29 protein-coding genes and 1 other RNA gene are annotated in these 25,903 nt (G+C 61.0%); 15 read left to right on the top strand and 15 right to left on the bottom strand.

The genetic code is table 11. The features are described 5' to 3' along the window. Positions 1-6 precede the first annotated feature (6 nt). From V8J82_RS05835 to V8J82_RS05825, 3 genes are all read right to left on the bottom strand, one after another. Positions 7-615 (bottom strand): CDP-alcohol phosphatidyltransferase family protein, encoded by a 609-nt coding sequence (locus tag V8J82_RS05835; protein ID WP_339973094.1) that lies wholly within the window; start codon positions 613-615, stop codon positions 7-9. 67 nt (positions 616-682) lie between these two features. Further along, positions 683-1,828: an MFS transporter gene (locus V8J82_RS05830; protein WP_339973092.1), complete on the bottom strand. Its 1,146-nt coding sequence runs from the start codon at positions 1,826-1,828 to the stop codon at positions 683-685. Next, positions 1,821-2,525 carry an HAD family hydrolase gene (locus tag V8J82_RS05825; RefSeq protein WP_339973090.1) on the bottom strand — a complete coding sequence of 235 codons (705 nt, stop codon included), beginning with the start codon at positions 2,523-2,525 and terminating at the stop codon, positions 1,821-1,823. The genes V8J82_RS05830 and V8J82_RS05825 overlap by 8 nt, the downstream gene beginning before the upstream one ends. A 79-nt stretch (positions 2,526-2,604) precedes the next feature. Between V8J82_RS05825 and clpS the strand changes: the two genes are divergently transcribed. From clpS to V8J82_RS05810, 3 genes are read left to right on the top strand one after another with little or no spacing between them, the layout of a single operon-like run. Further along, entirely contained in the window at positions 2,605-2,958 is a 354-nt protein-coding gene (gene clpS / locus V8J82_RS05820) for an ATP-dependent Clp protease adapter ClpS (protein ID WP_339974529.1), read from the top strand. A gap of 13 nt (positions 2,959-2,971) precedes the next feature. Beyond that, entirely contained in the window at positions 2,972-3,961 is a 990-nt protein-coding gene (locus V8J82_RS05815; protein WP_339973088.1) for a class I SAM-dependent methyltransferase, read from the top strand. A gap of 44 nt (positions 3,962-4,005) precedes the next feature. Beyond that, a complete protein-coding gene (locus tag V8J82_RS05810; protein ID WP_339973086.1) occupies positions 4,006-4,815 on the top strand; it encodes an SDR family NAD(P)-dependent oxidoreductase in 810 nt (269 codons plus the stop codon). 6 nt (positions 4,816-4,821) lie between these two features. Here the strand turns inward: V8J82_RS05810 and V8J82_RS05805 are convergent, their stop codons facing one another. After that, positions 4,822-5,406, bottom strand: coding sequence for a DUF4453 domain-containing protein (locus V8J82_RS05805; RefSeq protein WP_339973084.1), 585 nt, complete (start codon positions 5,404-5,406; stop codon positions 4,822-4,824). A gap of 109 nt (positions 5,407-5,515) precedes the next feature. After that, positions 5,516-6,292, bottom strand: coding sequence for a DUF1013 domain-containing protein (locus V8J82_RS05800; protein ID WP_339973082.1), 777 nt, complete (start codon positions 6,290-6,292; stop codon positions 5,516-5,518). A 136-nt stretch (positions 6,293-6,428) separates the two neighbouring features. On the opposite strand from V8J82_RS05800, the gene V8J82_RS05795 reads away from it, so the two are divergent. Further along, on the top strand, positions 6,429-7,061 hold the full coding sequence (locus V8J82_RS05795) for a ribonuclease T2 family protein (RefSeq protein ID WP_339973080.1): 633 nt from the start codon (positions 6,429-6,431) through the stop codon (positions 7,059-7,061). A gap of 404 nt (positions 7,062-7,465) precedes the next feature. Here V8J82_RS05795 and recR read toward each other — a convergent pair whose 3' ends face one another. Both recR and V8J82_RS05785 read right to left on the bottom strand, forming a co-directional pair. Continuing rightward, positions 7,466-8,065, bottom strand: coding sequence for a recombination mediator RecR (gene recR / locus V8J82_RS05790; protein ID WP_339973078.1), 600 nt, complete (start codon positions 8,063-8,065; stop codon positions 7,466-7,468). A gap of 14 nt (positions 8,066-8,079) precedes the next feature. After that, on the bottom strand, positions 8,080-8,424 hold the full coding sequence (locus V8J82_RS05785; protein WP_339973075.1) for a YbaB/EbfC family nucleoid-associated protein: 345 nt from the start codon (positions 8,422-8,424) through the stop codon (positions 8,080-8,082). A 183-nt stretch (positions 8,425-8,607) separates the two neighbouring features. Here V8J82_RS05785 and V8J82_RS05780 point away from each other — a divergent pair, with 183 nt between their 5' ends. After that, positions 8,608-9,210 carry a histidine phosphatase family protein gene (locus tag V8J82_RS05780; RefSeq protein WP_339973073.1) on the top strand — a complete coding sequence of 201 codons (603 nt, stop codon included), beginning with the start codon at positions 8,608-8,610 and terminating at the stop codon, positions 9,208-9,210. Between the two features lies 1 nt (position 9,211). On the opposite strand, the gene V8J82_RS05775 is transcribed toward V8J82_RS05780, so the two are convergent. The 3 genes from V8J82_RS05775 to V8J82_RS05765 all read right to left on the bottom strand — a co-directional run bounded on the left by V8J82_RS05775 (position 9,212) and on the right by V8J82_RS05765 (position 11,970). Next, positions 9,212-9,673, bottom strand: coding sequence for a GNAT family N-acetyltransferase (locus tag V8J82_RS05775; RefSeq protein ID WP_339973071.1), 462 nt, complete (start codon positions 9,671-9,673; stop codon positions 9,212-9,214). Beyond that, positions 9,670-11,436: a DNA polymerase III subunit gamma/tau gene (locus V8J82_RS05770; protein WP_339973068.1), complete on the bottom strand. Its 1,767-nt coding sequence runs from the start codon at positions 11,434-11,436 to the stop codon at positions 9,670-9,672. The genes V8J82_RS05775 and V8J82_RS05770 overlap by 4 nt, the downstream gene beginning before the upstream one ends. A 165-nt stretch (positions 11,437-11,601) precedes the next feature. Then, complete coding sequence (locus V8J82_RS05765; protein ID WP_339973066.1) at positions 11,602-11,970, bottom strand: YidH family protein; 369 nt, start codon at positions 11,968-11,970, stop codon at positions 11,602-11,604. A gap of 57 nt (positions 11,971-12,027) precedes the next feature. Here V8J82_RS05765 and V8J82_RS05760 point away from each other — a divergent pair, with 57 nt between their 5' ends. Both V8J82_RS05760 and V8J82_RS05755 read left to right on the top strand, forming a co-directional pair. Further along, a complete protein-coding gene (locus V8J82_RS05760; RefSeq protein WP_339973064.1) occupies positions 12,028-12,354 on the top strand; it encodes a hypothetical protein in 327 nt (108 codons plus the stop codon). A gap of 191 nt (positions 12,355-12,545) precedes the next feature. Continuing rightward, positions 12,546-14,087 carry an ankyrin repeat domain-containing protein gene (locus V8J82_RS05755; protein WP_339973063.1) on the top strand — a complete coding sequence of 514 codons (1,542 nt, stop codon included), beginning with the start codon at positions 12,546-12,548 and terminating at the stop codon, positions 14,085-14,087. A gap of 259 nt (positions 14,088-14,346) precedes the next feature. On the opposite strand, the gene ffs is transcribed toward V8J82_RS05755, so the two are convergent. Next, an RNA gene (gene ffs, locus V8J82_RS05750) (signal recognition particle sRNA small type) lies at positions 14,347-14,445 on the bottom strand. A 155-nt stretch (positions 14,446-14,600) separates the two neighbouring features. Here ffs and V8J82_RS05745 point away from each other — a divergent pair. Beyond that, entirely contained in the window at positions 14,601-15,530 is a 930-nt protein-coding gene (locus V8J82_RS05745; RefSeq protein ID WP_339973062.1) for a DMT family transporter, read from the top strand. On the opposite strand, the gene V8J82_RS05740 is transcribed toward V8J82_RS05745, so the two are convergent. The 4 genes from V8J82_RS05740 to nudC form a co-directional block, all read right to left on the bottom strand. Next, the gene (locus tag V8J82_RS05740) at positions 15,527-15,898 is read right to left on the bottom strand and encodes a response regulator (RefSeq protein ID WP_339973061.1); all 372 of its coding nucleotides are present in this window, start codon (positions 15,896-15,898) and stop codon (positions 15,527-15,529) included. The genes V8J82_RS05745 and V8J82_RS05740 overlap by 4 nt on opposite strands. After that, the gene (locus V8J82_RS05735) at positions 15,895-16,923 is read right to left on the bottom strand and encodes a sensor histidine kinase (protein ID WP_339973060.1); all 1,029 of its coding nucleotides are present in this window, start codon (positions 16,921-16,923) and stop codon (positions 15,895-15,897) included. Before V8J82_RS05735 ends, V8J82_RS05740 begins: the two co-directional genes overlap by 4 nt. A gap of 149 nt (positions 16,924-17,072) precedes the next feature. Continuing rightward, the gene (locus V8J82_RS05730) at positions 17,073-17,546 is read right to left on the bottom strand and encodes a hypothetical protein (protein WP_339973058.1); all 474 of its coding nucleotides are present in this window, start codon (positions 17,544-17,546) and stop codon (positions 17,073-17,075) included. Positions 17,547-17,622: 76 nt separating this feature from the next. Then, a complete protein-coding gene (nudC, locus tag V8J82_RS05725) occupies positions 17,623-18,606 on the bottom strand; it encodes an NAD(+) diphosphatase (RefSeq protein WP_339973056.1) in 984 nt (327 codons plus the stop codon). A 156-nt stretch (positions 18,607-18,762) separates the two neighbouring features. Here nudC and V8J82_RS05720 point away from each other — a divergent pair, with 156 nt between their 5' ends. The 7 genes from V8J82_RS05720 to V8J82_RS05690 all read left to right on the top strand — a co-directional run bounded on the left by V8J82_RS05720 (position 18,763) and on the right by V8J82_RS05690 (position 25,888). Then, positions 18,763-20,670, top strand: a complete 1,908-nt coding sequence (locus V8J82_RS05720) for a bifunctional 2',3'-cyclic-nucleotide 2'-phosphodiesterase/3'-nucleotidase (protein ID WP_339973054.1) — start codon at positions 18,763-18,765, stop codon at positions 20,668-20,670. A 188-nt stretch (positions 20,671-20,858) separates the two neighbouring features. Then, the gene (locus V8J82_RS05715; protein WP_439650035.1) at positions 20,859-21,878 is read left to right on the top strand and encodes an ABC transporter substrate-binding protein; all 1,020 of its coding nucleotides are present in this window, start codon (positions 20,859-20,861) and stop codon (positions 21,876-21,878) included. Between the two features lie 169 nt (positions 21,879-22,047). Continuing rightward, positions 22,048-22,848 (top strand): ABC transporter ATP-binding protein, encoded by an 801-nt coding sequence (locus tag V8J82_RS05710; protein ID WP_339973052.1) that lies wholly within the window; start codon positions 22,048-22,050, stop codon positions 22,846-22,848. Beyond that, positions 22,845-23,612, top strand: coding sequence for an ABC transporter permease (locus V8J82_RS05705; protein WP_339973050.1), 768 nt, complete (start codon positions 22,845-22,847; stop codon positions 23,610-23,612). The genes V8J82_RS05710 and V8J82_RS05705 overlap by 4 nt, the downstream gene beginning before the upstream one ends. A 179-nt stretch (positions 23,613-23,791) precedes the next feature. After that, the gene (locus V8J82_RS05700; protein WP_339973048.1) at positions 23,792-24,304 is read left to right on the top strand and encodes an SRPBCC family protein; all 513 of its coding nucleotides are present in this window, start codon (positions 23,792-23,794) and stop codon (positions 24,302-24,304) included. 28 nt (positions 24,305-24,332) lie between these two features. After that, positions 24,333-24,686, top strand: a complete 354-nt coding sequence (locus V8J82_RS05695; protein WP_339973046.1) for a YciI family protein — start codon at positions 24,333-24,335, stop codon at positions 24,684-24,686. Continuing rightward, positions 24,683-25,888, top strand: a complete 1,206-nt coding sequence (locus V8J82_RS05690) for an RNA polymerase sigma factor (protein ID WP_339973044.1) — start codon at positions 24,683-24,685, stop codon at positions 25,886-25,888. Before V8J82_RS05695 ends, V8J82_RS05690 begins: the two co-directional genes overlap by 4 nt. The last annotated feature ends 15 nt before the right edge of the window (positions 25,889-25,903 follow it).

The raw sequence follows: 25,903 nt of genomic DNA, 5'->3' as shown, positions 1-25,903 counted from the left end.
GCTCGGCTAGCGCCCGAAGACTTGCCAGCCGGCCAAGTATCGCGTGGCCCCGGTGATCAGGCAGATCATCGCAAAGACCGAAGCGATCCAGGGGAATGCCCCAGGAAACAGGCAAAAGGCCACGAAGACGGCGATGGTTTCCGCCCCTTCGGCCAGACCGCCCAAATAGTAGATCCCCTTTGTCGGATAGTCTTCGGCCTGCAGCCCACGTCGCTCCGCGATGACGGAAAAGGCCAGAAAGGACGTTCCTGTCAGGATAAAGCTGGCGACCAAGATGGCGCCTGGCAATGCATTGGCTGCCGGATCGACGATCACGAAGCCCAAGGGGAATGTGGCGTAGAAGACGAAGTCCAATGCGATGTCCAGGAAGGCGCCCCGATCCGTCGGTTGCGTCATCCGCGCAACGGCGCCATCCAGCCCATCGGCCAGCCGATTTAAGGCCAGCCCGACCAATGCCAAACCGAACCATCCAACGGCGGCGGACGCGGCTGCAACAAGCCCGATGCCACAGCCCACAAGCGTGATCTGGTCGGCGGTGATGCCGCGGGCCACCAGAAATCGCGCGGGGGGATCCATCAGGCGGCGTTGCAGGGGAAGAAGATATGCGTCGATCATGGCGCCGGTATGTGGCGCCGCCGCGCTGCGGCGTCAATGCACGCCCCTGTGAGATCGCGATGTAAGATCAGCGTGTGATCCGCCAATGGGCCAATGCCGCGATGAAGGCCACGCCAGCAACGCCGAGCAGAAGTGTCAAAGTAGCCTCCGGCCCGACGCTATCTGTCACGATCGCGCCGAGGATCGGTGCCACGGCTGAGGCGCCGATCACGGGCACCGCGATCTTGCCCATCACAGCCGGATAGCCGTCGGCCCCGAAGCTCGCCAAGGGCACCGTGCCGCGCGCAATGGACCAAAGGCCCGTGCCGCATCCATAAATCACCAGGCAAATCGCCGCCCAGAGGCTCGCGGCCAAGCCCGCCAAGCCTGTGGCCACACAGCCAGAGGCCACGATCAGCGTCACCACCGGCGCGTGGCGTTCACGTCCCAACATCTCAAGCAATCGCGCGCCGACTTGGGCAGGGCCGATTACCGCGCCGAGCCCTACGGCAACGGCCAAAGCATATCCCTGAGCCAGCAAAAGCGGGATTAGATGTACCGAGATCGTCGCGAAGACGAACGCCATGCACACACCCGCCACGGCAAGGGTGATCAAGCGCGGATCACTCCACGCGATCGGCGCGACGCCTTTGGTTTTGATCTCCTCAGCTTTGCGGTCTGCGGGTAAGCCGAACCGAACCAGCGGTAGTGTGATGGCAAGATGCAGTGCGGCATAGATCAGGCAGGTTAGGCGCCAGCCGAACGTTTCGGCCAACAGCGCTGAGAGTGGCCAACAGATGGTTGAGGCAAACCCGGCCCAAAGCGTTAGCGCCGTGATCGCCCCGCGCGCCGACACGCCGTAGAGTCGCCCTAGCGTGGAAAATGCGGCCTCATAGAGACTTGCGGCCATTGCACAGCCGATGAGTGCCCAAATTGCGAGGTAGATCGAGACATTGGGAGCCATGCCCAGGGCAGCGAGCCCCAGAGCCAGGGTGACGACGCCACGACTGAGAACATAGCGCCCGCCGCGCGCGGCGATGATGCGGCCGACACGTGGCGCGGTAAAGGCGGACGCCAACAGCGCCACCGACACACCACCCATCACCGCGGGACGCGGCCATCCGGTCTCGGCCATGATCGGGGCGCCCAAAACGGCCAATAAATAGAACGAACTTCCCCAGGTCAGGATCTGCACGATCCCCAGAGCTGCGGTGACGCGGTATCGTTCACGCACCTTGTGTCACCCGATCCACACAATCGGGCAGGGCACCCAAATCCACGATTTCATGATATCGGGGGTGATGCTTGGGCGTGCTGGCCTGTTCCATCGCCCAGCTTTCGCCATGGGGCACGTAGACACCCCAGGCCCCGGCTTGCAGCGCAGGGATGACGTCGGATTTCATCGAATTGCCGACCATCATCGCGCGATCTGGACCTGCTTCGTGAAACGCATCGCGATACGTCTCAGGCGTTTTGTCGGAGACGATCTGAACGCCGGTGAACAGTTCACCCAAGCCACTGGCGGCAAGCTTTTGCTCCTGGTGCCGTAGATCACCCTTGGTGATTAGAATGAGGGGGTATGTCGCGGACAGCTTGCCCAACACGCTCTCGACATGGGGTAAAAGCTCTACCGGGTGGCGCAGCATCTCTTGGCCCATCTCAAGAATCCGCGCGAGGATCCGACCGTCCACTGGGCCATCGCTGAGCGCGACCGCTGTTTCGATCATAGATAAAGTGAAGCCTTTGACCCCGAACCCGTAGTGCCCGATGTTGCGTTTTTTGATGTCCAGCAACTGTGCACGTAGCGCATCGTCTTCGCCATGATCTGACAGCAAGTCGACAAAGCGATCTTCCGCCAACTTAAAAAATGCTTGGTTGTGCCACAAGGTGTCGTCGGCGTCGAAACCGATCGTGCATAATGCTTTGCCCATCGGCCCCTCTTTTCGGAATCGGTTCGCATCATATATAGTACTGCCTAAATGCATCGGATATTACCGGGACATGTGGTCCATGATGAATGATTGGCAGATGATGGCGGATGACCCCGATACCCCCGATGGGGGTGAAGGCGATACCTCTATCCTGACAAAGACCAAGCCGAAAACGCAGCGGCCGCCGATGTATAAGGTCCTGTTGCTGAACGACGATTACACGCCGATGGAATTCGTCGTTCACGTACTGGAGCGCTTTTTCGGCATCACACATTCCCAGGCGGTTGAGATCATGTTGACCGTCCACAAGAAGGGTGTGGCCGTTGTGGGCGTGTTCTCTTACGAGATCGCGGAAACCAAGGTGGCGCAGGTGATGGACTTTGCCCGCCGCAATCAGCACCCGCTACAATGCACGATGGAGAAAGAGGAATAATCCTCGTTTTCCGATGAATTCCAACAGATGGACCCTTGCGATTGAGGGCGGAGAGATAGAGCCGCCTGATGCCTCCGTGCTCGTGATGCGCGCCCGCGGTGATGCGGATTTTGCGGCGCTTGGCGATGTGACCTGTGTGCAGGGCTTCGCGCCCGATTATGATCGGCTGACAGCCCGCGGCCTGACCGTTCTAACCGCGCCTGAGGGCAACTTCGGCGCCGCGCTGATCCAAATCGTCAAATCCCGTGCTGCGACCCTATCGGCGATTGCCGAAGCGATGGGTCATGTACAGATCGGTGGGCTGGTGATGGTGGATGGGCAGAAAGACGAAGGGATCGAGGCCATCGTGAAACAGCTTCGCCTTGTTTTCGAGGTCGAGGGCATGATGTCCAAATCCCATGGCAAGTTGGCTTGGTTCCGTCGGCCGGAAACGATCCCGGCGCAGGTTCTGACTTGGGTAATGGCCCCTGAACCAAACGTGGACGGCTACTTGACCGTCCAGGGTGGCTTTTCCGTGGATGGACCGGATCGCGGATCGGAATTGCTTGTCGCGCTGGCGCCGCAGCTCAAAGGGCGTGTGGCCGATTTCGGGGCCGGTTGGGGCTATATCGCGGGCGAAATCCTGGCCGAGCAACCCGATATCGACAGCCTTGATTTGATCGAGGCTGATTACGATATGCTGGAGGCAGCCAAGCTGAATATCGACGACCCACGCGCGACGTATCACTGGGCCGATGTCACGCGATTTACTCCGGATGCCGCCTACGACGCGATCCTTTGCAACCCGCCCTTCCATATCGGGCGGCGTGCCGATCCGGGCCTGGGACGCGCATTCATCTTGGCGGCGGCACGCAACCTGACGTCATCGGGACGTTTTGTGATGGTGGCCAATCGCCATCTGCCGTATGAAGACACTCTCAAGGCCGTGTTCGGAACCGGCCGCGTTTTGGGAGAACTTGAAGGATTCAAGATCTTTGAGGCCGCAAAACCGAAGCGGCGCTGACGACCCGTTCCGAGACCCCTTTCACAACATCCAGGATCATCTCCATGGGCCTTTCCATCCAAGGAAAAACCGCCATCGTGACGGGCGCCGCCAACGGTGTTGGTTTGGCGATTGCGAGGCATTTCATCGACCGCGGCGCCAATGTGATGTTTGCCGACCGCGACAAGGCGCGCTTGAAGGACGAATGCGGCGAAATCGAAGGCGATGACGATCAGATCCGTTATTTCTCAGGTGATCTGCGGGAACGCCTGACCATCGACAACCTGATCTCGGCGACGCTCGATGCCTACGACCGGGTCGATATCCTGGTGAATGCCAGCCGCCAAATCCTGACCACAGATCCGCTCGACCCCAGCGACGCGTCGATTGAGACAATGTTGCAGCAGAACACCTTCCCCGCCCTGCGGCTTAGCCAGGCGGTGGCCAAACGCATGATCACCCAGGCTGAAGAAGATGGGCAAGAGGAGGGGCCGATTGGCTCTATCGTCAACATTTCGTCGATTGCCGCGCGACGAACCCACCCCGATCTGATGGGGTATTCGATTGCCACTGCGGCGCTCGATCAGGTGACCCGCTCGCTGGCCGTCGCCTTCGCGCCACATCGCATCCGGGTGAATGCCGTTGCCTTCGGCTCGGTGATGTCCGCAAGCCTGAAAGAGAGCCTGAACGAGACCGACGGCCTGCGGAACGAGATCCGCGATTGCACGCCCATGGGCCGGATTGCCTCCGCCCGTGAGGTGACGGCGGCGGTGCAATTCCTCGCCTCTGACGGCGCGGGTTTTGTCACTGGCGAGGTTCTGACGGTCGATGGTGGCCGCACCTTGGTGGATTCGGTCACGACTGCAGCCCACTGATCCGCGCTATCCTGCGATGAATTCGCAGGTCACGTCGCTGATTTCGATATTCTGAACCCAGCCATGGGCCACCCGGTGCCCGTCTTGCGTGACGGTGATGTATTCCCAACCCGATGGCATCGCCGCATGGGCAAACGAGAAATTCTGTCCCGGCTCCAGTCGCCCGATGACCACAGCCTCGTTTGAGACGCCCGCGTGAAGATCCCGCGCCGGGCCGAGATATCCGCCGCAACCATGCTCTGTGTAGCCGTCAATCGGCACCGTCGATAGCTCTGTAAGCCGCTCGGCAAGGGGGTGTAGGCGTTCATCAATTGCAGTGGCGCTTGTATCGACCGCACATCCGCTCTCCTCCTCCATGCCAAGCAATATCTGCACAATCTCAGCATCCGTCGTCGATAAGCTTGGCGGGCCCGGTATACATCCGAAATCGTCAAAAACGGCCTGGCCAAGGGGCGTTTGAAAACAGAATCCCGCGCGCTCCAACACCGTATTCCGGCTGAGCCAAAGCTCCTGACACCAAAGATCGTTTTGTGCCACCACAGGCGTGGCCAGCATCAGCCCCAAAACACAAACACGCAAACTTGGTGTCATCCCAGCCCTCATATTGCATGCACCAGCTTAGCCGCCACTTGCGAAAGGATCATATAAAAAGCCCCTGTGCCGGGTAACACAGGGGCTGATATTGGCATATGGCACGTTTTTAACGGGCGCTGTTTTCGTCCTCATCCTCGTCGTCCTCAGACCCGCCTTCAGGCAGGTTGAAGAAGCTGTCGGCGTCGCGGCTTGTGTCGATCTCGTCTTCTTTTTCGTCATCCGCGTCGCTGCCCGATAGGCTGAAGGTCTCCAGCCCCGCGATGGCGGTCGGGATCGCCGGTTCCGGATCCATCGACAGTGAGGTTTCGGTGGAGACCAGCTTGCGCCGCTCGTCATCAGACATCACACCGCCTTCAGCGGCTTTCTTGGCGTTCGCCTTTTGAACCGCCGCGTCCAATTCGGATTGCTTACATAGGCCAAGCGCCACCGGGTCGATGGGTTGGATGTTCGAGATGTTCCAATGGGTCCGCTCGCGGATCGCCTGGATCGTCGGCTTGGTCGTGCCCACGAGTTTTGAAATCTGACCATCGCTCAGTTCCGGGTGAAACTTCACCAGCCACAGGATCGAGGCCGGGCGATCCTGGCGCTTCGAGAGCGGTGTATAGCGCGGCCCGCGGCGTTTTTCTTCGCCCACAGCGGCGGCATTGAATTTCAGCTTCAACTTGTGATGCGGGTTCTTCTCGGCGGTGTCGATCTCGTCTTGGGTCAGTTGGTTGTTGACGATTGGATCGAAGCCCTTCACGCCCGCGGCGACATCACCATCGGCGATGCCCTGAACCTCAAGCTCATGCAGACCGCAGAAATCGCCGATTTGCTTGAAGCTCAGCGTGGTGTTGTCGACCAGCCAGACGGCGGTGGCTTTTGCCATGATCGGTTTGTTCATCTCAGATCCCTCCAAGGGTGCAACGGATACGGGGAACAGGGCCGGTGGCGCCGGGTGCGGGCTGGGCCGCGCAGTTCCTCGATTTCGTGGAAATCGCATCGTATATAGGCCAGCGATAGCGAGGAGGGAAGGGCAAATGAAACGGTTGATCTTGGCGCTGATCTGCGCCGCAGGCGTGGCGCAGGCCGAAGGGGAGCGTGCAGGTGATTTCGACTACTACGTGATGGCGCTCAGCTGGACGTCCACATGGTGTGCGTTGGAAGGCGACGACCGGGATAGTCCACAATGCGATGCGGGCGGGGGCTATGGGTTCACGCTGCACGGCCTCTGGCCGCAATTCGAACAAGGCTGGCCCAGCTATTGCCCCAGCGTTCTGCGCGCACCGTCCCGCGGGATGACCGGCGAGATGGCCGATATCATGGGGTCTGGCGGGCTCGCTTGGCATCAATGGCGCAAGCACGGCGTTTGCACGGGTCTTGAGGCGGCAGATTACTACGCGCTTTCAAGACATGCCTACGCAGCCGTCGAGCGCCCTCCTTTGCTCAGGCAATTGGATCAGGACGTGCGCGTGGCGGCGAGTGTCATCGAAGAAGCCTTTCTCGAAGTGAACCCCCAGTTGGATGCCGATATGGTCACCGTGACCTGCCGTGCAAACCGTATTCAAGAGGTCCGAATTTGCCTGACGCGCGATCTGGAATCCCGTGAATGCGGGGCCGATGTCATCCGCGATTGTACCTCTCCGGATGCATTGTTTTCGCCGATGCGGTAGCCATGCGAGGGGGCATCTGTGGCATGTCACTCGAAACCCTATGGCAGTTAGAACGGTCCACGGGGGGCTGTCTGCCCCCCGGCCTGCGGCTCCCGCCGAGAGTTTTCGACCAAGTTGAAAGGGGCACTTAACCTATCGTTAAGGCTGATCGGTAACAAAAGGAGTGCGTCGATAGGTGGAGACCGACTCGGCGTCCAAGGTGAAACCCCCACGGATGGAGAAGCTGGCCAAGTTTGAGTCTCGATCATCCCGTGGGGGCGTTGGTCCTTTCATCTTGGCAAAAAACTCCCGCCGGAGGCGTCGGACGACGCGCAGAAAGTGATGCGCTGCCGCATTGTGCTTCGGTGGTGTTTAGTGCCCATCAAATAAAACGCATGCAGCGCAGCTACACAATTTGGCAACATTTACAGCGTTTTCCGTGCGCGCAGGGCTGCCGAGATCGTGCCATCGTCCAGATAGTCCAACTCACCGCCTATTGGAACGCCTTGGGCGAGAGAGGTCATCGACACCCCTGATCCCGCCAGTTCATCTGCGATGTAATGCGCCGTGGTTTGCCCGTCGACGGTTGCATTCAGCGCCAGGATCACCTCCGTGATCCCTTCGGCCTCCAACCGGTCGCGCAAGACGGGTATGCGCAGATCTTCCGGGCCGACATCATCCAGCGCCGACAAGGTGCCGCCCAGCACGTGGTAGCGGCCTTTAAACGCGCCGCCGCGCTCCATCGCCCAAAGATCGGCAACATCTTCGACGATACACAGCTCTCCGGTCGCGCGCCCGGCATCGGCACAGATTGGGCACAGGTCTCCAGTGCCGATATTGCCGCAATTCACGCATTCCCGTGCTGTTTCAGCCACACGCGCCATTGCATCGGCGAGGGGCCGCATCAGCGCCCCGCGCTTCTTGATCAGCGTCAGAACAGCCCGCCGGGCCGAGCGCGGCCCCAGACCCGGAAGCCGGGCCATGATCCCGATCAGTTCTTCTATATCCTTGGGGGCGTCAGCCACGAAATCCCCAGCGCTTAGAATGGCATCTGCACACCAGGGGGTAGGCCCATCTCTTCGGCCATCTTGCTCATCTCTTCCTGGCTTCTGGTCTGTGCACGGGATTGCGCGTCTTTGATCGCGGCCAGGATCAGATCTTCAACCACGGCTTTGTCGTCCTCGTTAAAGATCGAGGGGTCGATATCTAGCGCCGTCAATTCGCCCTTCGCGGTCGCCGTCGCCTTTACCAGGCCCGCGCCGCTTTCGCCGGTCACGGTGACCGAGGCCAGGTCTTCCTGCATCTGGGCCATCTTGCCCTGCAATTCCTGTGCCTGCTTCATCATCTTGGCCATATCGCCAATTCCGCCCAAGCCCTTCAGCATATCATCCACTCCTGTTGCCAGCTTGCTTGGAGATACGCGGTGGCGCGCGTGCAAACAAGCGTCAGAAAAGCTATCGTAAACTCCGTTGAAACAAAATGCGCTTGCGGGTCAGGCTACATTCACCCGAGGCACCGCGCTGGTACCAAGGCATCCCCCTTCAGAATGAGAGAGATGGAGCTTGCGATGACACGCGTTTTGCCCCTTGCCGCCTGCGCGGCGGTGTTTGCCTTTCCCGCCACCGCCACCGAAAACTTCACACCCCAAGAGCTGGTGACGACCATGCAACAGGGTGGTGTGGTGATTTTTATCCGCCATGCCACGACCGAGACCGATTATGCCGACCAGGTCGATGCCGATCCAACGGATTGCTCGACGCAACGGACGCTCAGCGAGGCGGGCTGGCACGAGGCCGTGCAGATCGGCGAGAGCTTTCGCTATTTCGATATTGCGGCGGATGAGGTGATCTCCAGCCAGTATTGCCGCGCTTGGCAGACGGCGTGGCTGGCATTTGGCGAATATCATCAGGATGCGGGGCTGAACTTCGCGCCTGCCGAAGACTACACCGAAGAACAGATCGCTCAGATGCGCGACGGTATGATGGCCGCGATGACAGCGCCGTTGGAAGAGGGGCAAAACCGCATCTTGGTAGGCCATGACGATCCGTTCGAGGCCGCGACTGGCGTCTATCCAGAGCCGATGGGCGTGACCTATGTGCTGCGCCCGGATGGCTCAGGTGGCATGGAGATTTTGGGCTACATCACGCCAGAGCGGTGGCCGGGGCTCTGACCTAGTCCAGAAGCTTGGAATAGTGGTGCCGCAAGGGGCGCATGCCCATCGCTTCGAACATGCGATGGGCTGAGTGGTTGGCGGCCCAAGTGTCCAAGGTCACGCTCGCGCAGTCTAGATCGCGCGCCAGGGTTTCGGCCTCTGTCATCAGGGCCGAACCCACCCCTTTGCGTTGCCGCTCGGGCCTGACGGCGAGATGTTCGATATGCAAGAAGGCCTTCTTTTGACCGGTGGGCGTTTCCTTGCCCGCGTGGAATTTGGCAAACAGATAACCGGCGCCGTTCGCTTCCAACAGAATGTAGCAGCCATCGGTTTGCAACATTTCGATAAAGAACGCGCGCATCCGATCAGAGTCCGGATCCGCGCTGAAACGGTCCGGGTAGTGCGCGGCGTGCCAGCCTTGAACGACAGCGTTCAGCTCCAGCAATGTGTCGATATCCTCGACCCCCGCAATGCGGATCATTCGTCGTCGAACGGATCCCAATCATCCGCTTCCTCGGGGATTTCCTCCAGAGCCGTGACGGCGGCGTCTTGCGCCAATTCGGCATGGGACCGGATATCGGTGATCTTGGCTTGCGGAAACCGCGACAGGACGGCCTGCATCAGCGGATGCTTGGCAACGTCGTCCTCCATGGCGCGCCGCTCGGCCTGTTCTTCTTCTTCGATGGTGCGTCCACCGCCGGAACTGGCCACCGAAATCGCCCATCGTGCACCGGTAGCGGTTTGCAGCAGGCGCCCCAGCCGCTGCACCAGATCCTTGGGTGCCGTTTCGGTCACTTCGACCTCCAGGCGCCCGGGCGCATAGGTGACGGGACGCAGTGCCGTTTTCACTTCGATCAACAGTTTGATGTCGCGGGCGGTGGCGATCAGATCCACCATCGATTGGAACGTCGGATAGACCGACAGATCCGGCCCCGTCGCGGCCGCCAACGCCGCTTGCGGGCCGCCCCCCCCGCCGCCGCCTGTCATCACCGGTGCCCGCGCGACTGGACCTGGCCCGACCGGTGCGCTGCCGCCCCCGCCCGAGGGCGCGCCGCCTGTTGGGCGTGGCATCTGTTCCAGTTTCTTCACCAAATCTCCGGGCGTGGGCAATTCGGCAACATGGGTCAGGCGGATCACGGCCATTTCGGCGGCCATCATCGCGTTGGGGGCCAAGCGCACCTCATCCAGTGCCTTCAGCAACATCTGCCACATCCGGGTCAGCGCCCGCATCGGAAGCTTTTCGGCCAGGGCCAAGCCACGTGTGCGTTCGTCGGGCGAAATGGTGGGGTCATCCGCCGCTTCGGGTGTGATTGAGACAACGCTCAGCCAATGGGTGATTTCGGCCAAATCGCGCAGAACCGCCAAAGGATCGGCCCCGTCAGCATATTGGGCGCCCAAAAGGTCCAGCGCGCCCGCCGCATCACCCCGCATAATCGCTTCGAACAGATCCAGGACACGACCGCGATCGGCAAGGCCCAGCATGGCCCGCACCTGATCGGCGGTGGTTTCGCCCGCACCATGGGCAATCGCCTGGTCCAGAAGGCTCATTGCATCGCGAACCGAGCCTTCGGCCGCGCGCGTGATCAGGGCCAGGGCATCGTCGGCGATCTCGGCGCTTTCGAGCGCCGCGATCTTTTTGAGATGCGCGATCATCACTTCGGGTTCGATCCGGCGCAGATCGAAGCGCTGGCAGCGGCTGAGCACCGTGACGGGGACTTTGCGGATCTCCGTGGTGGCGAAGAGGAACTTGACGTGGGCGGGCGGTTCTTCGAGCGTTTTCAGCAGGGCGTTGAATGCGCTGGTCGACAGCATGTGAACTTCGTCGATGATGAAGATCTTGTAGCGCGCCTGGGCGGCGCGGTAGCTGACCGTTTCGATGATGGCGTCGCGGATGTTTTGCACGCCCGTGTTCGAGGCCGCATCCATCTCCATCACATCCACATGGCGCCCTTCGGCGATGCCGATACAGTTTTCGCAAATGCCGCAAGGATCAGTGGTGGGGCCGCCCTGGCCGTCGGCGCCGATGCAGTTGAGCCCTTTTGCAATGATCCGCGCAGTGGTGGTTTTGCCGGTGCCGCGGATACCAGTCAGCATGAAGGCTTGGGCGATGCGGTCGGCCTCAAACGCGTTCTTAAGGGTGCGCACCATGGCCTCCTGCCCGATCAGATCGGCGAAGGTGGCGGGGCGGTGCTTTCGGGCAAGAACCTGGTAGGCGGGCTGTTGATCTGACGGCATGAGACTCACGGATGACTGGCTGCGGGACAGGGTAGGGCGCGGGCACGCGGGCGTCCAGCGGGGATGCGGCGTGTCTCAGCCTTTGGCCTGCGCCACGACCGCGGCGGCCCTCACTGCGTTCGGGTTTCAGGGGCGCCGCCCCTCGGCCTTCGGCCATCCCCCCGGTACTTGCGGCTACGGGCTCCATAATGTGGCGCCGGTCAGCATCGTCGCGGTGGTCGGGATTGTGCCCAGTGAGGTAATGCTGCGCGCGGATTGCGCTTCGGTATTGCGCCGGGTCGGGTGTTTACGGGTCTTGCGCGCGTGGTTGCGGGCGGACCGAAAGATGAGGATGGCGGCGGCTAGAGAGCGGCTTGCGACCGCTTTGGCGGCCCAGATCGGCTCGAACGCGCCAAACACGGCGTTCAAACCGATGGCGACACCCAAAGCATCTATCCAGGACGCAAATATGCGCTCAGTTGCCAGGATGGTCCGATCCTCGGCCCAATCCGTTCGACGCTTGGTGACGCGGTTGCGGTTGTCGTCGCTTGAAGTGTCATTCATAGCGTAAAACTTAGGACCGACGGGGCCGTGCATCGAAAATATTGGGGGAGAAGACCGGTGACGAACCGCTGGATATGGGCCGCTATGGCGGCATTTGTGGCGGCGATGTCGGTGGCGGCGGCTTTGTTTTGGGGGGCGGCGGCTCTGACGGGAGGCGCCCGTTCAGTGATTGCCGGGCTCGACATCACATTCATGGTGCTGTTCTCCATGGCCCACCTGCCAGCGATGGCGGCGTCCATCCTATTGTGGCGCGCCGGAGCCGTCCGGACGCGACCCTATCTGCGTTGGTGTCTATTCTTGGCGATGATGTATTTCTCAACCGCCTGCGCTGTGGCGTTCTTCGGCAATTTTCTGGCTGCATCTATCTTGAATTTGATGGGATGATGGTGCCTGAGATGTACACAGGTACTTTCACTTGAAAGCAACCGACCCCAGCGCTACCATCTCATTGCTGTTGGGGCAGCACCCAGATCCGCGGAAAGCCGATAACGGCACCCTCATGAGCACATTACAGACACGCTTCGGTGTCTCTCTGGCCTGTCTAAGCGGATCGTCGGGCTGTGATGAGGGAACCGATGATACGATCAATCGACCAATTGCGCCGTGACGCCACGGTGCTCAAAAAAGCGTATCGCGACGGAGATCGCGATGCCACCACCCGCGTGAGCAATTACCGTCCCCGGGCCGAGGGGACGGTTTTGCGCCATGCTGATTTTCTACATGTGATCGCACGCGAGATGGGATTTGCGTCTTGGCCGCATCTGAAAGCTGCCGCGGATCTGCATGGTATGGATCGTGCCACGCGGCGGCAGAGATTGGGTCAGGCCATCCACAACGGTCATTTCTGGATGGTGGATCAATTGCTGGCGGAGATGCCGGATCTGGCCGCCGGACATCTGGGATTGCTGTGTGGCCTCTATGATGTGGACGGGGTCCGCGCACGCCTGGACACACATCCACAAGAGGCGGTGCAGCCGATGGTCATCGTGCCGCCGCTTATGCATCTCGCTCGATCAAAGATGATCCACCATTGGCCTGACCGCGAGGCCGCGATGTTGGACATTGCGGAAATGCTTGTGGCGCAGGGCGCTGATGTCAACGGGGCAACGCCGTTGCATGAAGGCAGCACGCACATGCTGTCAACGTTGTACTTTGCCATCGGTCATGCCGGGAATATTCCGTTGGCACGCTGGCTGTTGGAACATGGCGCCGATCCAAATGATGGTGAATCGCTTTATCACTCGACCGAGCTTGGCCACAGGGACGGGCTGCGCCTGCTTTTGGAACATGGGGCGGATCCGCTCGGCACCAACGCCTTGATGCGCGCGATGGATTTCCATGATGTCGAAGCGGTGAAGCTTCTGCTGGGAGCTGGCGCGCGCGTTGATGATTTCAACACTGCCGAGGTTGGGGGAGAACAGCCATGGGTGGTGCCGGCGCTGCACCAGGCGGCGCGGCGGATGAGCCCGCCTGACATGGTGGACCTGCTGCTGACTCACGGGGCCGATGCGACGCGTATCTATCGCGGCGTCACGCCATATGCCTACGCGCGCATCTTCGGAAACATCGCATTGGCGGACCGATTGGAAACGCAAGGACACGCCACGCCACTATCTCCCGTGGAAACGCTTTTGGCACGCATCGCGGAGGGAGAAGTGCCGGATGGTCAGCCTCTTGAACACGAGACCTTGCGCGAGGCATGTCGCGACCTGCTGCGAATGATCCTACATCTGCCCGGCAAATTGCCCCATTTGCAGCGCCTGGTCGCGGCGGGTGCGGACAGTGATTGCGCGGATGCCGAGGGACTGACGCCGGTGCAGATCGCCGGGTGGGAGGGCTTGCCCGAGGCGATGGCATTTCTGCTGCGCCAAAAGCCCGATCTCGGTCATATCAACGGCTATGGGGGAAACCTGTTTTCCACAATCCTGCACGGGGCGCAGAACAATCCCGCGCGGAACGACCGAGACTACATCGCGTGTCTGGAGCTTGCGCTGCAAGAAGGTGTGGGGTTGCCGCGGGCCGCATCGGATCTGGTCGGCGATCCGGAGATTGCCGCGTTTCTGCGCGATTGGGCTGCGACGCATCCCGAGCAATTGGTCGAGGGTGGGCCTGTGTGACCCGATGTCAGCGCCCCCGCTCAAATTGTGCAGCTTCGCTGCATTCGCATATGCACGCCCGTTTGAGGGCGTGCGGTGGGCGCCTGGGGCCCGCGTTGGCGCGTTTTACGGGGGCGGGAGCGGAGCGGCGGACGCGATCACGGCACGGCCGCTTGCGGTGCGGCGCGTGGGGTGGATGTGTCGGATCCGTAAGAACGGCATCCGATCAACGTCAACTCGTCATAGAGGGGGAATGACACAGTTCGGATCGAGGCTGTGTTGGTGAGAGGCTGGACGACGACCCAAGCGGGGCTCGTTGTGGCTGCTTCCTTCCGGACCTGACCAGGTTGGCGAGGCGCTCGCCCGCGCCAACCTCTCAAATAGCGAGATAGGCAAGACGAGGCTGAAACGCAAGATGCTGCTTTCGCAATCGCAGGGTGTGCGCTGTGGCAGCGGCCCGTTTGGCGCGCGCCGACTAGCGGCCATGCCATCGCCGCAATTGTCAGTTAGCGCCAAGGGGCCTATCCCCGACCCATGTCCACAACCCCAAACCCCTTGCGCGGCATCGCGCTTAAAGTCGCCTCCGTCTGCGTGTTCGTCACGATGGCCGCGCTGATCAAGGCAACGTCAGATGGCATACCGCCCGGTCAGGCGGTGTTTTTTCGCTCTTTCTTTGCGCTACCGGTTATCTTGGCGTGGTTGGTGATCCAGCATGATCTGGTCACCGGCTGGCGCACGCAAAACCCGATGGGGCATCTGTGGCGCGGTTTGGTGGGCAGCACTGCGATGGGCCTCGGTTTTGCGGGGCTGGGTCTGCTTCCATTACCCGAAGTGACGGCGATCGGGTATGCGGCGCCGATACTGGTGGTGGTGTTTGCGGCGATGTTTTTGGGCGAGCAGGTGCGCTTGTTCCGGCTATCGATGGTGGCGTTGGGGCTGGGTGGCGTGTTGATCGTCTTGTCGCCGAGGCTGGCCGTTGATCCGACAAGCGCCGATACGGGCCAAGCGCTGGGGGCGGTACTTGTTCTGATGGGCGCGGTCTGTGCGGCGCTGGCCCAAGTGTTTGTGCGCAAACTGGTCCAGACGGAGCGCACGGCAGCCATTGTCTTCTGGTTTTCAATCACCGCCAGCTGTCTAAGCCTGCTGACCCTGCCTTGGGGCTGGGCCTGGCCGACACCCGCACAAACCGGGATGCTGATCGCAGCGGGGCTGGCGGGGGGAGTGGGGCAAATCTTGCTGACCTCATCCTACCGCTATGCCGATGCGTCGCTGATCGCACCGTTTGAATATAGCTCGATGCTTCTGGCCCTGATCGTCGGCTATACCGTGTTTCACGAGGTTCCGACCCCGCCCATGCTGATCGGTGCGGCGCTGATCGTGACTGCGGGCATCGCGATCATCTGGCGCGAGCGGCAATTGGGTCTGAAGCGCGGCGCCAGACGGGCCTCAACACCCCATGGCTAGCTTTGCACGCCCGCGCTCGTTTGATTGATGGCAGCCAGTAGCCGTTGCACGTTTACCGGTTTCAGGAACCGGTCGACGTGATCGAACCGCGGCGGAAGCGGCGCAGCGCTTCCATATCCCGTTACGAAGACAAAGGGTTTTTCGCGTATCAAAAGGGCGTCGGCGACCGGCGTGCTGGTTTCGCCATCGCCAAGATTGACATCCAGCAGCGCGAAGTGAAACTCCTCCTCATCCAACGCTGCCAACGCACTTTGAGCGTTCGCAAAAGGCCCGACGGTTTCAATATCATTCTCCCCCAGCATTGCCTTCAAGGCAAAGGCCAAAAGCAATTGATCTTCCAGGACAAGAACGCGTGTGGGATGGGTCATGCGCGACGTCTTTCCAGGGAGGGGACGGTGAGATTGTACTCGAATCCGTCTGCGCCGTAAGCCAATGCCGACTTGCCGCTCAATTCCAGCGGTAGAATTTCTTTCAGCAGCAGGGTGCCGAACCCCGATTGCCGACCCGTAATCTCCGTCGGTTCAGGACCGGCGGATTCGGTCCATGTCAGGATATCGCCGCCGTTCGCGCTTTGCAGGGTGACATCGATGCGGCCATCTTGATTGGATAACGCGCCGTGCTTCGCCGCATTCACCACCAGTTCATGCAAAGCCATGCCCATCGTCATGACAGCCTTTGCCGGGAATTCCACATCGTCCCCGGAAAACAGGATGCGCTGTCGATACTCTTCGGGCGACAGTAAGGTCATCGCCGCACTGCGCAGCAGGTCGGTCAAGGCGACCGGGGACCAATCGGTCCGCCGGAGCAAATCATGAGACGCGGACAAGGCGCGCAGACGCTCGTCGACGGCACTGAAATAGGTGTCGATCCCGTCGGCGCCTTCTCGTGAAAGGCTGACCACCGCGACGGCTGTAGCAAGCGTGTTCTTGACGCGATGCTGAAGCTCATTGACCAGAAGCCTGTTGCGCTCGGCGGCTTCGCGCTGTTCGGTAACATCTTTGACCGTGCCAACCAAACGCATCGGAATGCCATTTTCAAAGGCGCATTCAGCTTCGGCCCGGATCCATCGCATCGGTCCGCCGCTTTTGGGCGACACCCGATAGGTCATGTCCATGCGACCGTCGCCGTCGGGATCCAACGCCTTGGCCGTTCCCGCATCATGCAATGCGCGATCATCGGGATGAACCTGAGCAAGAACCATTTCATAGGTGATGCGATCATTGCCCGAAATGCCCCAAAGCTCGCGCACGCGCTCATCCCAGAAGGCCGTGTTTGTCTGCGGCTCAAACTCGAACACGCCTATCCTGGCTGCACGCAGGGCGGCTTGGATCCGCCGTTCCGTTGGATCGGCGATGTCGGCGACGGGCCGCTGCTTTAGGTCGTTTTCCGTCATGGACCCAATCTGCTCAGGTGCTCTAGGCCCGTTTGCCCGGTGTGATCTTACATCAAGCAAACGGCGCGTGGTGGTGGTTGGCCTCGCAATGTATTGCCACCGTTCTATACGAGCCTAACGGATGTCGATAGTCTTAGCGCCTAATCACGTCAGTTTTGACGAAGCGCTTGGTGATCTGCCTCGGCCTTGGCGCCTTGGCGCGCAAGCATGGTTTGCATGCGCGTCAGAACGCGCCCGCGGGCCAATTTCAGCGTTTGCAGGGATAGGCGCGCTGACAGAGAGCTTGCCGATAGGTTGAGCATCGCCTGAATGCGCGTGAAATCTTCTCGAAGGGCGATAAGCCTGAGTTCATAGACCGCTTCAAGCCCGCCGATCTGGGTGTGGATGTCGCAGCTATCTTCGGGGATCAGGGTCGCGATGCGGGACGATACCGGTCGAAGTCGCCCACGGATCTGCACCTGTCCGCGCCATTCGGCGCCGGAATGGATCTGTGTCCATTGCCCCACGCGCGAGAGTGTCGCGCCGCGCGCGCGGATATCGGCCTCGACCCCACTGAAATCGATGATCCGGGCCCAGACCAGGCTAACCGGGGCGTCCACGTCTTCCGAGGTTTTGAAGCGCATGATCTGATCCTGTATGTGGGTCGGGCGTTGTCCACATGCCGGAGCCCATTGCGCTGCGTCAAGCCTTGGGGGGGCGTCACTCCAAACGGTTGCTGAGCCATCTCTGCAGCAGAAAATGCGCGATTGCTCCCTCGCGCGGGGCACGGATATCAGGATGTGCCCCGGCAAATACGTCGAGCATTTCAGACCGGCTGACCCAGCGCGCATCCTCTATTTCTTCGGGGTCTGGGGTGATTTCGGTGCTGGTGGCAACGCCGCTGCAGCCAAACATAAGCGAGGCGGGAAAGGGCCAGGGCTGGCTTGACAGGTAGTCGACCTGTCCGACCCGCACACCGGTTTCCTCATAGACTTCCCGACGCACAGCGGCTTCTATGGTTTCTCCGGGCTCGGCAAATCCAGCCAAGAGAGAATACATTCCCTCGGGCCAGCCCGGCGACCGACCAACCAGAACGGCCTCGCCATAGGTGATGAGCATGATCACAACCGGATCGGTGCGCGGGAAATGATGCCGCCCGCAAGCCGGACAATCGCGCTGCCAGCCAGCCATGGTCGGCTCGGATTTGATGCCGCAATTGGCGCAGAAGCGGTGGGTCGCGTGCCAGGTCAGGACCGCTCGCGCCGTCGCGGCCAGTTCGGCGTCGCGTCGTGTCAGCTGGGTCATGATCCCGCGCAATTCCCTGAAGGCCGCCCCAGAATTCGCCTCAGATGGATGCGCCTGAACACTGGGATCTAGAAAGGCCGTCACGGCCGCTTCGTCCAGATCCTCGGGATGCCAACCCGAGATGTCTTGCGCAAAGATCGGTGTCTCGCCATCGGCATCGAGCCCCAGCAGAACCGGTGGCGCGCCGGGTTCACGCAGTACCGCATCCCCCTCGCGCCGCAGCGCCAAACGCACGCTGCCGGTGTCTGACGTGCCGGTCACCATCGGTTTGCCCCGCCACATCGGTATGATCGGCGCGCCAGACGACCTAGCAAAGGCCAAACCTTCGGCATTGTTTCTCAGATGTCCCGCCCGGTCGAGACCGGAGGTTCCGAAAGTTACATCCTCAGATTGTTTCATTATACTATGCTCGGTCGAGGCCCTGACTTTGGTTATGGCACTGCGGCAACAGTACCTTCGCGGGCGCGACTTATTTTTTCGTGGCCGCGAGTTTGGGGTTTCTCAAATCAGCTTGGAGGCCAGACTTCAAATGGGAAACACGAATTTGGGGCCAACATGACCCTTCCGGGGGAAATTGCAACCGAACGCGCCGAGCAGGTGGGGTCGGGTGTCAGTCTGCGCGTCCTTGCGACCACGGACTTACATGCGCATCTGCTGCCGTTTGACTACTTCACGGACCGCCATGCGCCGGGAACAGGGCTCGCGCGGCTTGGCACGCTGATCGCGGCCGCCCGGGCCGCCAGCCGCAATTGTCTGCTGTTCGACAATGGCGATACGCTGCAAGGCGCGCCCTTGGCCGATGCGGCCGTGGCCGAGATCGTGCCCGCCGGTCGCACCCATCCGATGATTGCCGCGATGAATGCGATGGGATTTGACGCCGCCACCATCGGCAACCACGAATTCGACTTCGGATTGCCGTATCTTGAGGCATCGCTGTCAGGCGCGCAGTTTCCGATTGTGCTGGCCAATGCCAATCGGATCGACGGGACCTCGTTTCTGCCACCGCGCCATATCCTTGCGCGCGTCATGACCGATGCTGAGGGCGCCCCGCATCCGATCCGCATCGGTGTCACCGGTGCGGTGCCCCCACAAGTGGCTGATTGGAACCGGCTCTATGTGCAGGACCAAATCCTGTTCGAAGACATGCTTCCCGCGATCCATCGCCAGGTTTGTGCCTTGAAAGACGAGGGCGCGGATATCGTGATCGTGCTGGCCCATAGCGGGCAGGGCGCAAAAACCCTTGTCGATCACCCGGAGAACGCAGCCCTCCTTGTGGCCGAGATCCCCGATGTCGATGCTGTCATCGCGGGCCATACGCACCGTGTGCTGCCCGACGCGCCGCCTGCGCGTGTTCATGGGGTGCCGATTGTTCAACCTGGCGCGCTCGGATCTCATCTGGGATGCATCGACTTGGAGCTGCAGCCACCATTGCAGAGCGATAGAGAGCCGCAATGGCGGGTTTGTGGCGCCCGCGCGGGGACGTTCCCGGTCAGCCAGAGCCCGAAGAATGGGTCGAAGCGCAGCCATCGATTGCTGCCCGACTTTCCGGAGGTCCGCAGTCTGATTGCGCGCGAACACCGTGTGACACGCGCCTATGTCGCCCGTCCGCTGGGCCACAGCGCCACGCCGCTTGAGACCTATTTCAGCACTCTGGCCCCCTGCCGCGCAACACAGCTTATCTCGGATGCGCAATGCGCAGCCTCCGCGCCGTTGATTGCCGCCGATCCCGCGCTTCGCGATCTGCCGGTTCTGTCGGCTGTGGCCCCGTTTAAGGCAGGCGGTCGCGCCGGGTCGACGAATTATACCGATATCCCCGCCGGTGCGCTCAAGTTGCGTCACGCGGCTGATCTCTACATCTATCCCAACGTGCTGAGCGTGTTGCGCATCACCGGACGCGGGCTGCGCGACTGGCTGGAACGCGCCGCATCATTGTTCAACCGGATTGATCCCGGCAAGGGCGCCCCACAGCTTTTGGTCGATCATGCCTTTGCGCCCTATAATTTTGATCGCCTGATCGGATTGACCTATGCGGTCGATGTCAGTCAGCCGCCGCGTACGAATGCCGACGGAGATGAGATATACGATACGCCCGGCCGGATCCGCGACCTTAGCTTTGCCGATGGCCGCCCCGTGCAGGATGACGATACCGCGCTGGTCGTTACCAATTCCTACCGCGCGGCAGGCGGTGGCCACATGCAGGCCGCAGCCGAGGCCGATACCGTTTTGACCAGCACAACGCCGATCCGCGAAAGCCTGGCCCGGTTTGTGACCGAGGCGCCCGGCCCGCTGGACGTCACGCCGCAGGCCACATGGTGGCTGCATCCGCTGGGAGGGGTGCCGGTGATCTTTGAGACCGGAGCAGGCGCCGCACGCCATAATGACCGGTTGGCCGATTTGGGGTTGAGGCCCGCCAACAGACCCGCAAGCCAACCGGGCTTCGCGTCATTTCTGATGAACCTATAACCTCGGCCTTTCCCGATAGCTGCACAAAAAGCTGGCAACACGCCTGAAAATTGCGCAACCTCCGCGCGGCTTGGCCCGCGGGGCCGATCCATAATTGACGTCTCCGCGGCGGGCCACGCCTGATCCGGGGCGCCCAAGAATTCAGAAAGGCCGAATGGCCTCGACAATCGACAAGGAGAGATCTTCCCGTGTTTACACGCATCCTGCCCGCCGCGCTGGCCGGCGCCGTCCTGGCCGCCACCCCAACACTCGCTCAAGACACAGACATTGCCTTTGCGCTCGACTGGCGCTTTGAAGGTCCGTCTGCCCCGTACTTCATGGCCATCGATAACGGCTATTTCGCCGAACAGGGCCTGAATGTGGAAATCACGGCGGGTCAAGGCTCGCTCGACGCGCTGCCAAAGGTCGCCTCGGGCGCGTTCCCCATCGGCTTTGCAGACATCAACTCGCTGATCCGCTTCCTCGATCAGAACCCCGATGCACCCGTGACAGCCGTGATGATGGTCTACGATAGCCCGCCATTCTCGATTGTGGGCCGCGTCAGCCAGGGCATTTCCGGCATCGACGATCTGGAAGGCTCTGTCCTCGGCGCTCCGCCCCCGGACGGCGCTTGGGCGCAGTTCCCGATCCTGGCCGAAGTGAATGGTATCGACGTCAGCACCATCTCGGTCGAACCCGTAGGTTTTCCCACGCGTGAGCCGATGCTTGCAGAGGGCAATGTCGACAGTGTGACGGGTTTCAATTTCTCGTCCTATCTGTCGCTGGCGCGTCTGGGCATCCCCGAGGATGACATCACGACGATCATGTTTGCCGATCATGGGGTGGAGCTTTATGGCAACGCGATCATCGTGAACACCGACTTCGCCGAAGCGAATCCTGAGATTGTGACCGGGTTTCTGACCGCCGTCGCGCAGGGCTGGTCTGCCGCCATTGCCGATCCCGCTGCTGGTGCCGCCTCGGTGATCGACCGCAACCCGGCCGGTGATGTGGACCTTGAGACGCGCCGCCTGCAGCTTGCCATCGATGGAAATGTGCTAACGCCCTACGTCGTGGAAAACGGGATGGGCGGTATAGATACAGATCGCTTTGCAACCGCATTGGAGCAGTTGACGCTGACTTACGAGTTCCAGAACGCACAGGATCCGGCGGCGTACTTCACCGACGCTTATCTGCCGGAAGGGGATGTATTGATGGTGGCGCCTGAATAAGGGCGGGATTGCGCCGGCTTCGCCGTCGCCGTAGCGGGGGCACCGCCTGGTGTGGGGACCCCCCCCCCCCACCCCCGCCGGGAGGGGCTGTCTGCCCCTCCCGGACCCTCCCCGAGAGTTTTTCGGCCAAGATGAAGGGGCAAGTTTCGCCCTCTGAGAGGTTGCATCCATGAATGCCACTGCGTCGATGATCGAGCTAAAGGCGGTCACCCATGCTTATCGGACCAAGATGGGCCCGCTGCCGGTCTTGGATGCGTTGACGCTTTGTATTCCCGAAAACACGTTCTGTGCGGTTGTTGGCCCGTCAGGTTGCGGTAAATCTACGCTGACGCGGCTGGTGTCGGGGCTGATGAAGCCCGACCAGGGCGAAGTCTGGTTGCACGACTCGCAGGTGACATCGCCGCGCCCGACAGTGGGTATGGCCTTTCAGAACCCTGTTTTGCTGGAATGGCGCACGATCCTCGACAATGTGTTGCTGCCGCTGGAGATCGTGAAAAGTCCGATGTCCAAAGCCCAGGCGCGGGAGCGCGCCATGCATCTGCTGGATTTGGTCGGCTTGCAGGGGTTCGAAAACAAACGCCCATCCGAGTTGTCCGGTGGGATGCGTCAGCGGGCCAGTCTGTGCCGGTCGATCATTCACAAGCCGGATGTGCTTATCCTGGACGAGCCCTTCGGCGCGCTGGATGCGTTCACCCGCGAGGATCTTTGGTGCACCATGCACGCGTTGCGCGCAGCGGAGCCCTTTACCTGCCTGCTGATCACCCATGACCTGCGAGAATCCGTGTTTCTGGCGGATCAGGTCATCGTCTTGTCCGGCAGACCTGCCCATGCCCAGCATGTGCTGAATGTGGACATCCCCGGTCCGCGCACTTTGGAGGATCTCTATAAGCCACGTGCCGTCGAGATGCTGGCCGAACTGCGCCACCAGATCCAATTGGCCCAAGGCCGCATGCCGGAGCCTGTGGAATGAGCGACACGACCCGAAAGATCGTTGCACCTTTGGTGTTTATCCTGGGCATTCTGGGCCTGTGGGAGTTCTTGGTGTGGTGGAACGACCTGCCTGATTTCCGCATGGCCAGCCCCTCGGACCTGCTGCCGCGTTATATGCAATATGGCGAGTTGTTCATCGTGAAATCTTGGGAAACGCTGTGGCGTACCGTGGTTGGCCTGGCCCTTGCCGTGGTGTTCGGAACGCTTGTGGGGATGATCATGGGGTTCTCGCGATTTGCGCGCGAGGGGCTTTATCCAATCCTCGTGGGCTTCAACGCGATCCCCAAGGCGACTGTGGTGCCCATCGTGGCGCTGATGTTTGTGGGCCAGCACGATTTCAACACCATCCTGATCGCCTTCATGATCAGTTTCTTTCCCATCGCTGTATCCGTCTCTATCGGGCTGAGCACATTAGAACCCGAATATCGCGACATCCTGCGGTCGCTTGGCGCGTCGAATTTCACGATCTTTTGGAAGATTGCGCTGCCAAAGACGCTGCCCGAATTTTTCGGTGCATTGAAAGTGGCCGTCACGCTGGCCTTTATCGGCACCAATCTGATGGAGATTGTCAGCCCCCATGGCCGTGGCCTAGGCGATTTGTTCGACAGCGCGCGTATCAACAGCGATTATCCCCTGATGTTTGCCGTGCTCTTCGCGCTCGCCGCGCTGGGGATTGTCCTGTTCTACGTGGTGGTCTTGTTGGAACGCATCTTCGCTGGGTGGGCCGAGCGCGCGCCCGGATAGGCTCATAGATCCTCGGAGTAGGCCGCTTCATCGTTCTCCCAAGACTATCTTTTAGTAATGAAAACAAAATTTTATCGGTTTTCTCAAAAAAAATGTGCGGCGATGTCGATCCGCGTGTCGCCCGTTCGTCATGTTCATGAAGGCGCTTGAGCCTTCGCCTGACAAACGGAGACAATCTTATGACCCTGACAACCCTTCTTGCCGCAGCCGCGTTGACACTTGCCCTTGCTGCAGGCGTTGCGCTGCTTTTGCCACGCCACGTGACCGTCGAACGCAGCGCACTGATTGATGCAGCACCGGATGCGGTAATCGCACTGGCCTCCAGCACCGACGGCTTCCAGCGCTTCAACCCCTACCTCACCAGCGATCCCAATCTTAGGATCGACCCCTTTGGCCCCAGCAGCGGCATCGGCGCCGGGTTTCGGTTTGAGGGGCGCGAAGGCCGTGGCACTCAGACCATCGCGCGGATCACCGAAAGTACAGTGACCTATGCGATCGATCTTGGGGCCATGGGCCAGCCGACGCAGCATATCAGCGCAACGCCCGAGGGTGATCAAACGCGCGTCACCTGGCGCGTCACGTCAGATCTGGGGATGAATCCGGTCTTCCGCGTGTTTGGTCTGTTTATGGACCGTATGCTGGGCGGCACCTACGAGACGGGACTTGCCAATATCGCCCGTGCTGCCACCTAATTGCCATTCCAGACCAAGGACCAAGATTATGCGTTACACATTTCTTCTGTATTCCAATCCCGCCGATTTCGCCCATATGGGGCCCGATGACTGGGTCGAGATGAAAGCCGTCTACGGCCAGTATATCGGGGCACTGCAAGAGGCTGGCATATTTGTCGATACCGATTGGCTTCACCCCGCCGATACCGCGACGACGCTCAGCCTGAAGGGTGGCGAAAAGGAGGTGCAAGACGGCCCGGTTGCCGAGACGCGAGAGACGCTGGGGGGCTATTTCGTCATCGACGTGCCGGATTTGGATGCAGCGATGGCCTGGGCCGAAAAATGCCCCGCCGCCCAGATGGGCAAGATCGAAATCCGCGCCTCTGCCATGGAGAGCGTATGAACCTTGCCTCCGCACGTGCCGCCGAAGACGCGGCGCGTGCCTCTTACGGCAAATTGATTGCGATCCTGGCGGCACGTTCGGGTGATATCGCCGCCGCCGAAGACGCTTTGGCCGATGCGTTTGTCCAAGCGCTGCGCGTTTGGCCCGAGAAGGGCATCCCCGACAGGCCCGAGGCGTGGCTGCTGACCGTCGCGAAGAACCGCCGCACCGATGCCATGCGCCGCAGCGCGCGGATCACACTCACCGATGAGGTGCCCGACATGCCCGATACGATCGTAGATCCCGATGCTATTCCGGACAAACGGCTCGAATTGATGTTCGTATGCGCTCATCCAGCAATCGACGCGGCCTTACGCACCCCGCTGATGTTGCAATCGGTGCTCGGCGCCGATGCGGTGCAGATTGCCCGCGTGTTTTTGGTGCCCCATGCCGCCATGGCGCAGCGGCTTGTGCGGGTGAAACGCAAGATCAAAGCGGCGCGCATCCCTTTCGTGCTGCCGGATGAGGTCGACCTGTCCCCGCGTCTCGACGCCGTCTTGCAGGCGATCTACGCCGCCTTTGCCATTGATTGGCAGGATGGGGCGGGCGATCTAAGTCACGAGGCGCATTTTCTGGCCAATCTGCTGGCCGATCAGATGCCCGACAGTGCCGAGGCGCAGGGTCTTGCGGCCTTAATCGGATTTGTGGAGGCGCGGCGCGCAGCGGGTGTGCAGGATGGTATCTATGTCCCGCTGCAGGACCAGAATACGGACCTTTGGAATCACCCGTTGATCGACCGTGCCGCGCACCGGCTCACCCGAGCGAGTGCGCTGGGCAAGATTGGGCGCTTTCAACTTGAGGCCGCGATTCAATCCGTCCATGCCCAACGTCACCTGACCGGAGAAACCAACTGGCGCGCGCTCAGTCAGCTTTATACCGGGCTGCTCCATTTACATCCCAGCATCGGGGCTGCGGTCGGGCGCGCGGCTGCCACAGCGCAGGATGTGGGCGCCATCGAAGGTCTGCGCTTGCTTGATCTGATCGATCCCGCCGACGCGAAAGATTTTCAACCCTATTGGGCCACGCGCGCGCACCTGCTTGTCGACACATCGCCGCAACAGGCGGCCGAGGCGTATTCGCGCGCCATCGATCTCAGCACATTCGAACCGGCCACGGCCTGGCTTGTCGCAAGGCGCAAGGCCCTGCGGTCGCAGCTCAGTTGAGCGCCTTGCCGATAC

The organism is Gymnodinialimonas mytili, assembly GCF_037544085.1.
In the GTDB taxonomy this organism is placed as follows: domain Bacteria; phylum Pseudomonadota; class Alphaproteobacteria; order Rhodobacterales; family Rhodobacteraceae; genus Gymnodinialimonas; species Gymnodinialimonas mytili.
The sequence above is the reverse complement of the archived record's forward strand: the minus strand, read 5'-3'. Positions and strand labels throughout refer to the sequence as shown.

Coding starts and splice junctions, on each gene's coding strand:
- V8J82_RS05720 (WP_339973054.1), top strand. CDS start 18,763: ATGACCCTTCCGGGGGAAATTGCAACCGAACGCGCCGAGCAGGTGGGG.
- V8J82_RS05695 (WP_339973046.1), top strand. CDS start 24,333: ATGCGTTACACATTTCTTCTGTATTCCAATCCCGCCGATTTCGCCCAT.
- V8J82_RS05745 (WP_339973062.1), top strand. CDS start 14,601: ATGTCCACAACCCCAAACCCCTTGCGCGGCATCGCGCTTAAAGTCGCC.
- V8J82_RS05800 (WP_339973082.1), bottom strand. CDS start 6,292: ATGAACAAACCGATCATGGCAAAAGCCACCGCCGTCTGGCTGGTCGAC.
- V8J82_RS05735 (WP_339973060.1), bottom strand. CDS start 16,923: ATGACGGAAAACGACCTAAAGCAGCGGCCCGTCGCCGACATCGCCGAT.
- V8J82_RS05710 (WP_339973052.1), top strand. CDS start 22,048: ATGAATGCCACTGCGTCGATGATCGAGCTAAAGGCGGTCACCCATGCT.
- V8J82_RS05765 (WP_339973066.1), bottom strand. CDS start 11,970: ATGAATGACACTTCAAGCGACGACAACCGCAACCGCGTCACCAAGCGT.
- V8J82_RS05730 (WP_339973058.1), bottom strand. CDS start 17,546: ATGCGCTTCAAAACCTCGGAAGACGTGGACGCCCCGGTTAGCCTGGTC.
- V8J82_RS05700 (WP_339973048.1), top strand. CDS start 23,792: ATGACCCTGACAACCCTTCTTGCCGCAGCCGCGTTGACACTTGCCCTT.
- V8J82_RS05785 (WP_339973075.1), bottom strand. CDS start 8,424: ATGCTGAAGGGCTTGGGCGGAATTGGCGATATGGCCAAGATGATGAAG.
- V8J82_RS05815 (WP_339973088.1), top strand. CDS start 2,972: ATGAATTCCAACAGATGGACCCTTGCGATTGAGGGCGGAGAGATAGAG.
- V8J82_RS05810 (WP_339973086.1), top strand. CDS start 4,006: ATGGGCCTTTCCATCCAAGGAAAAACCGCCATCGTGACGGGCGCCGCC.
- V8J82_RS05775 (WP_339973071.1), bottom strand. CDS start 9,673: ATGATCCGCATTGCGGGGGTCGAGGATATCGACACATTGCTGGAGCTG.
- V8J82_RS05795 (WP_339973080.1), top strand. CDS start 6,429: ATGAAACGGTTGATCTTGGCGCTGATCTGCGCCGCAGGCGTGGCGCAG.
- V8J82_RS05755 (WP_339973063.1), top strand. CDS start 12,546: ATGATACGATCAATCGACCAATTGCGCCGTGACGCCACGGTGCTCAAA.
- V8J82_RS05825 (WP_339973090.1), bottom strand. CDS start 2,525: ATGGGCAAAGCATTATGCACGATCGGTTTCGACGCCGACGACACCTTG.
- V8J82_RS05835 (WP_339973094.1), bottom strand. CDS start 615: ATGATCGACGCATATCTTCTTCCCCTGCAACGCCGCCTGATGGATCCC.
- V8J82_RS05705 (WP_339973050.1), top strand. CDS start 22,845: ATGAGCGACACGACCCGAAAGATCGTTGCACCTTTGGTGTTTATCCTG.
- V8J82_RS05740 (WP_339973061.1), bottom strand. CDS start 15,898: ATGACCCATCCCACACGCGTTCTTGTCCTGGAAGATCAATTGCTTTTG.
- V8J82_RS05805 (WP_339973084.1), bottom strand. CDS start 5,406: ATGACACCAAGTTTGCGTGTTTGTGTTTTGGGGCTGATGCTGGCCACG.
- V8J82_RS05690 (WP_339973044.1), top strand. CDS start 24,683: ATGAACCTTGCCTCCGCACGTGCCGCCGAAGACGCGGCGCGTGCCTCT.
- nudC (WP_339973056.1), bottom strand. CDS start 18,606: ATGAAACAATCTGAGGATGTAACTTTCGGAACCTCCGGTCTCGACCGG.
- clpS (WP_339974529.1), top strand. CDS start 2,605: ATGATGAATGATTGGCAGATGATGGCGGATGACCCCGATACCCCCGAT.
- V8J82_RS05780 (WP_339973073.1), top strand. CDS start 8,608: ATGACACGCGTTTTGCCCCTTGCCGCCTGCGCGGCGGTGTTTGCCTTT.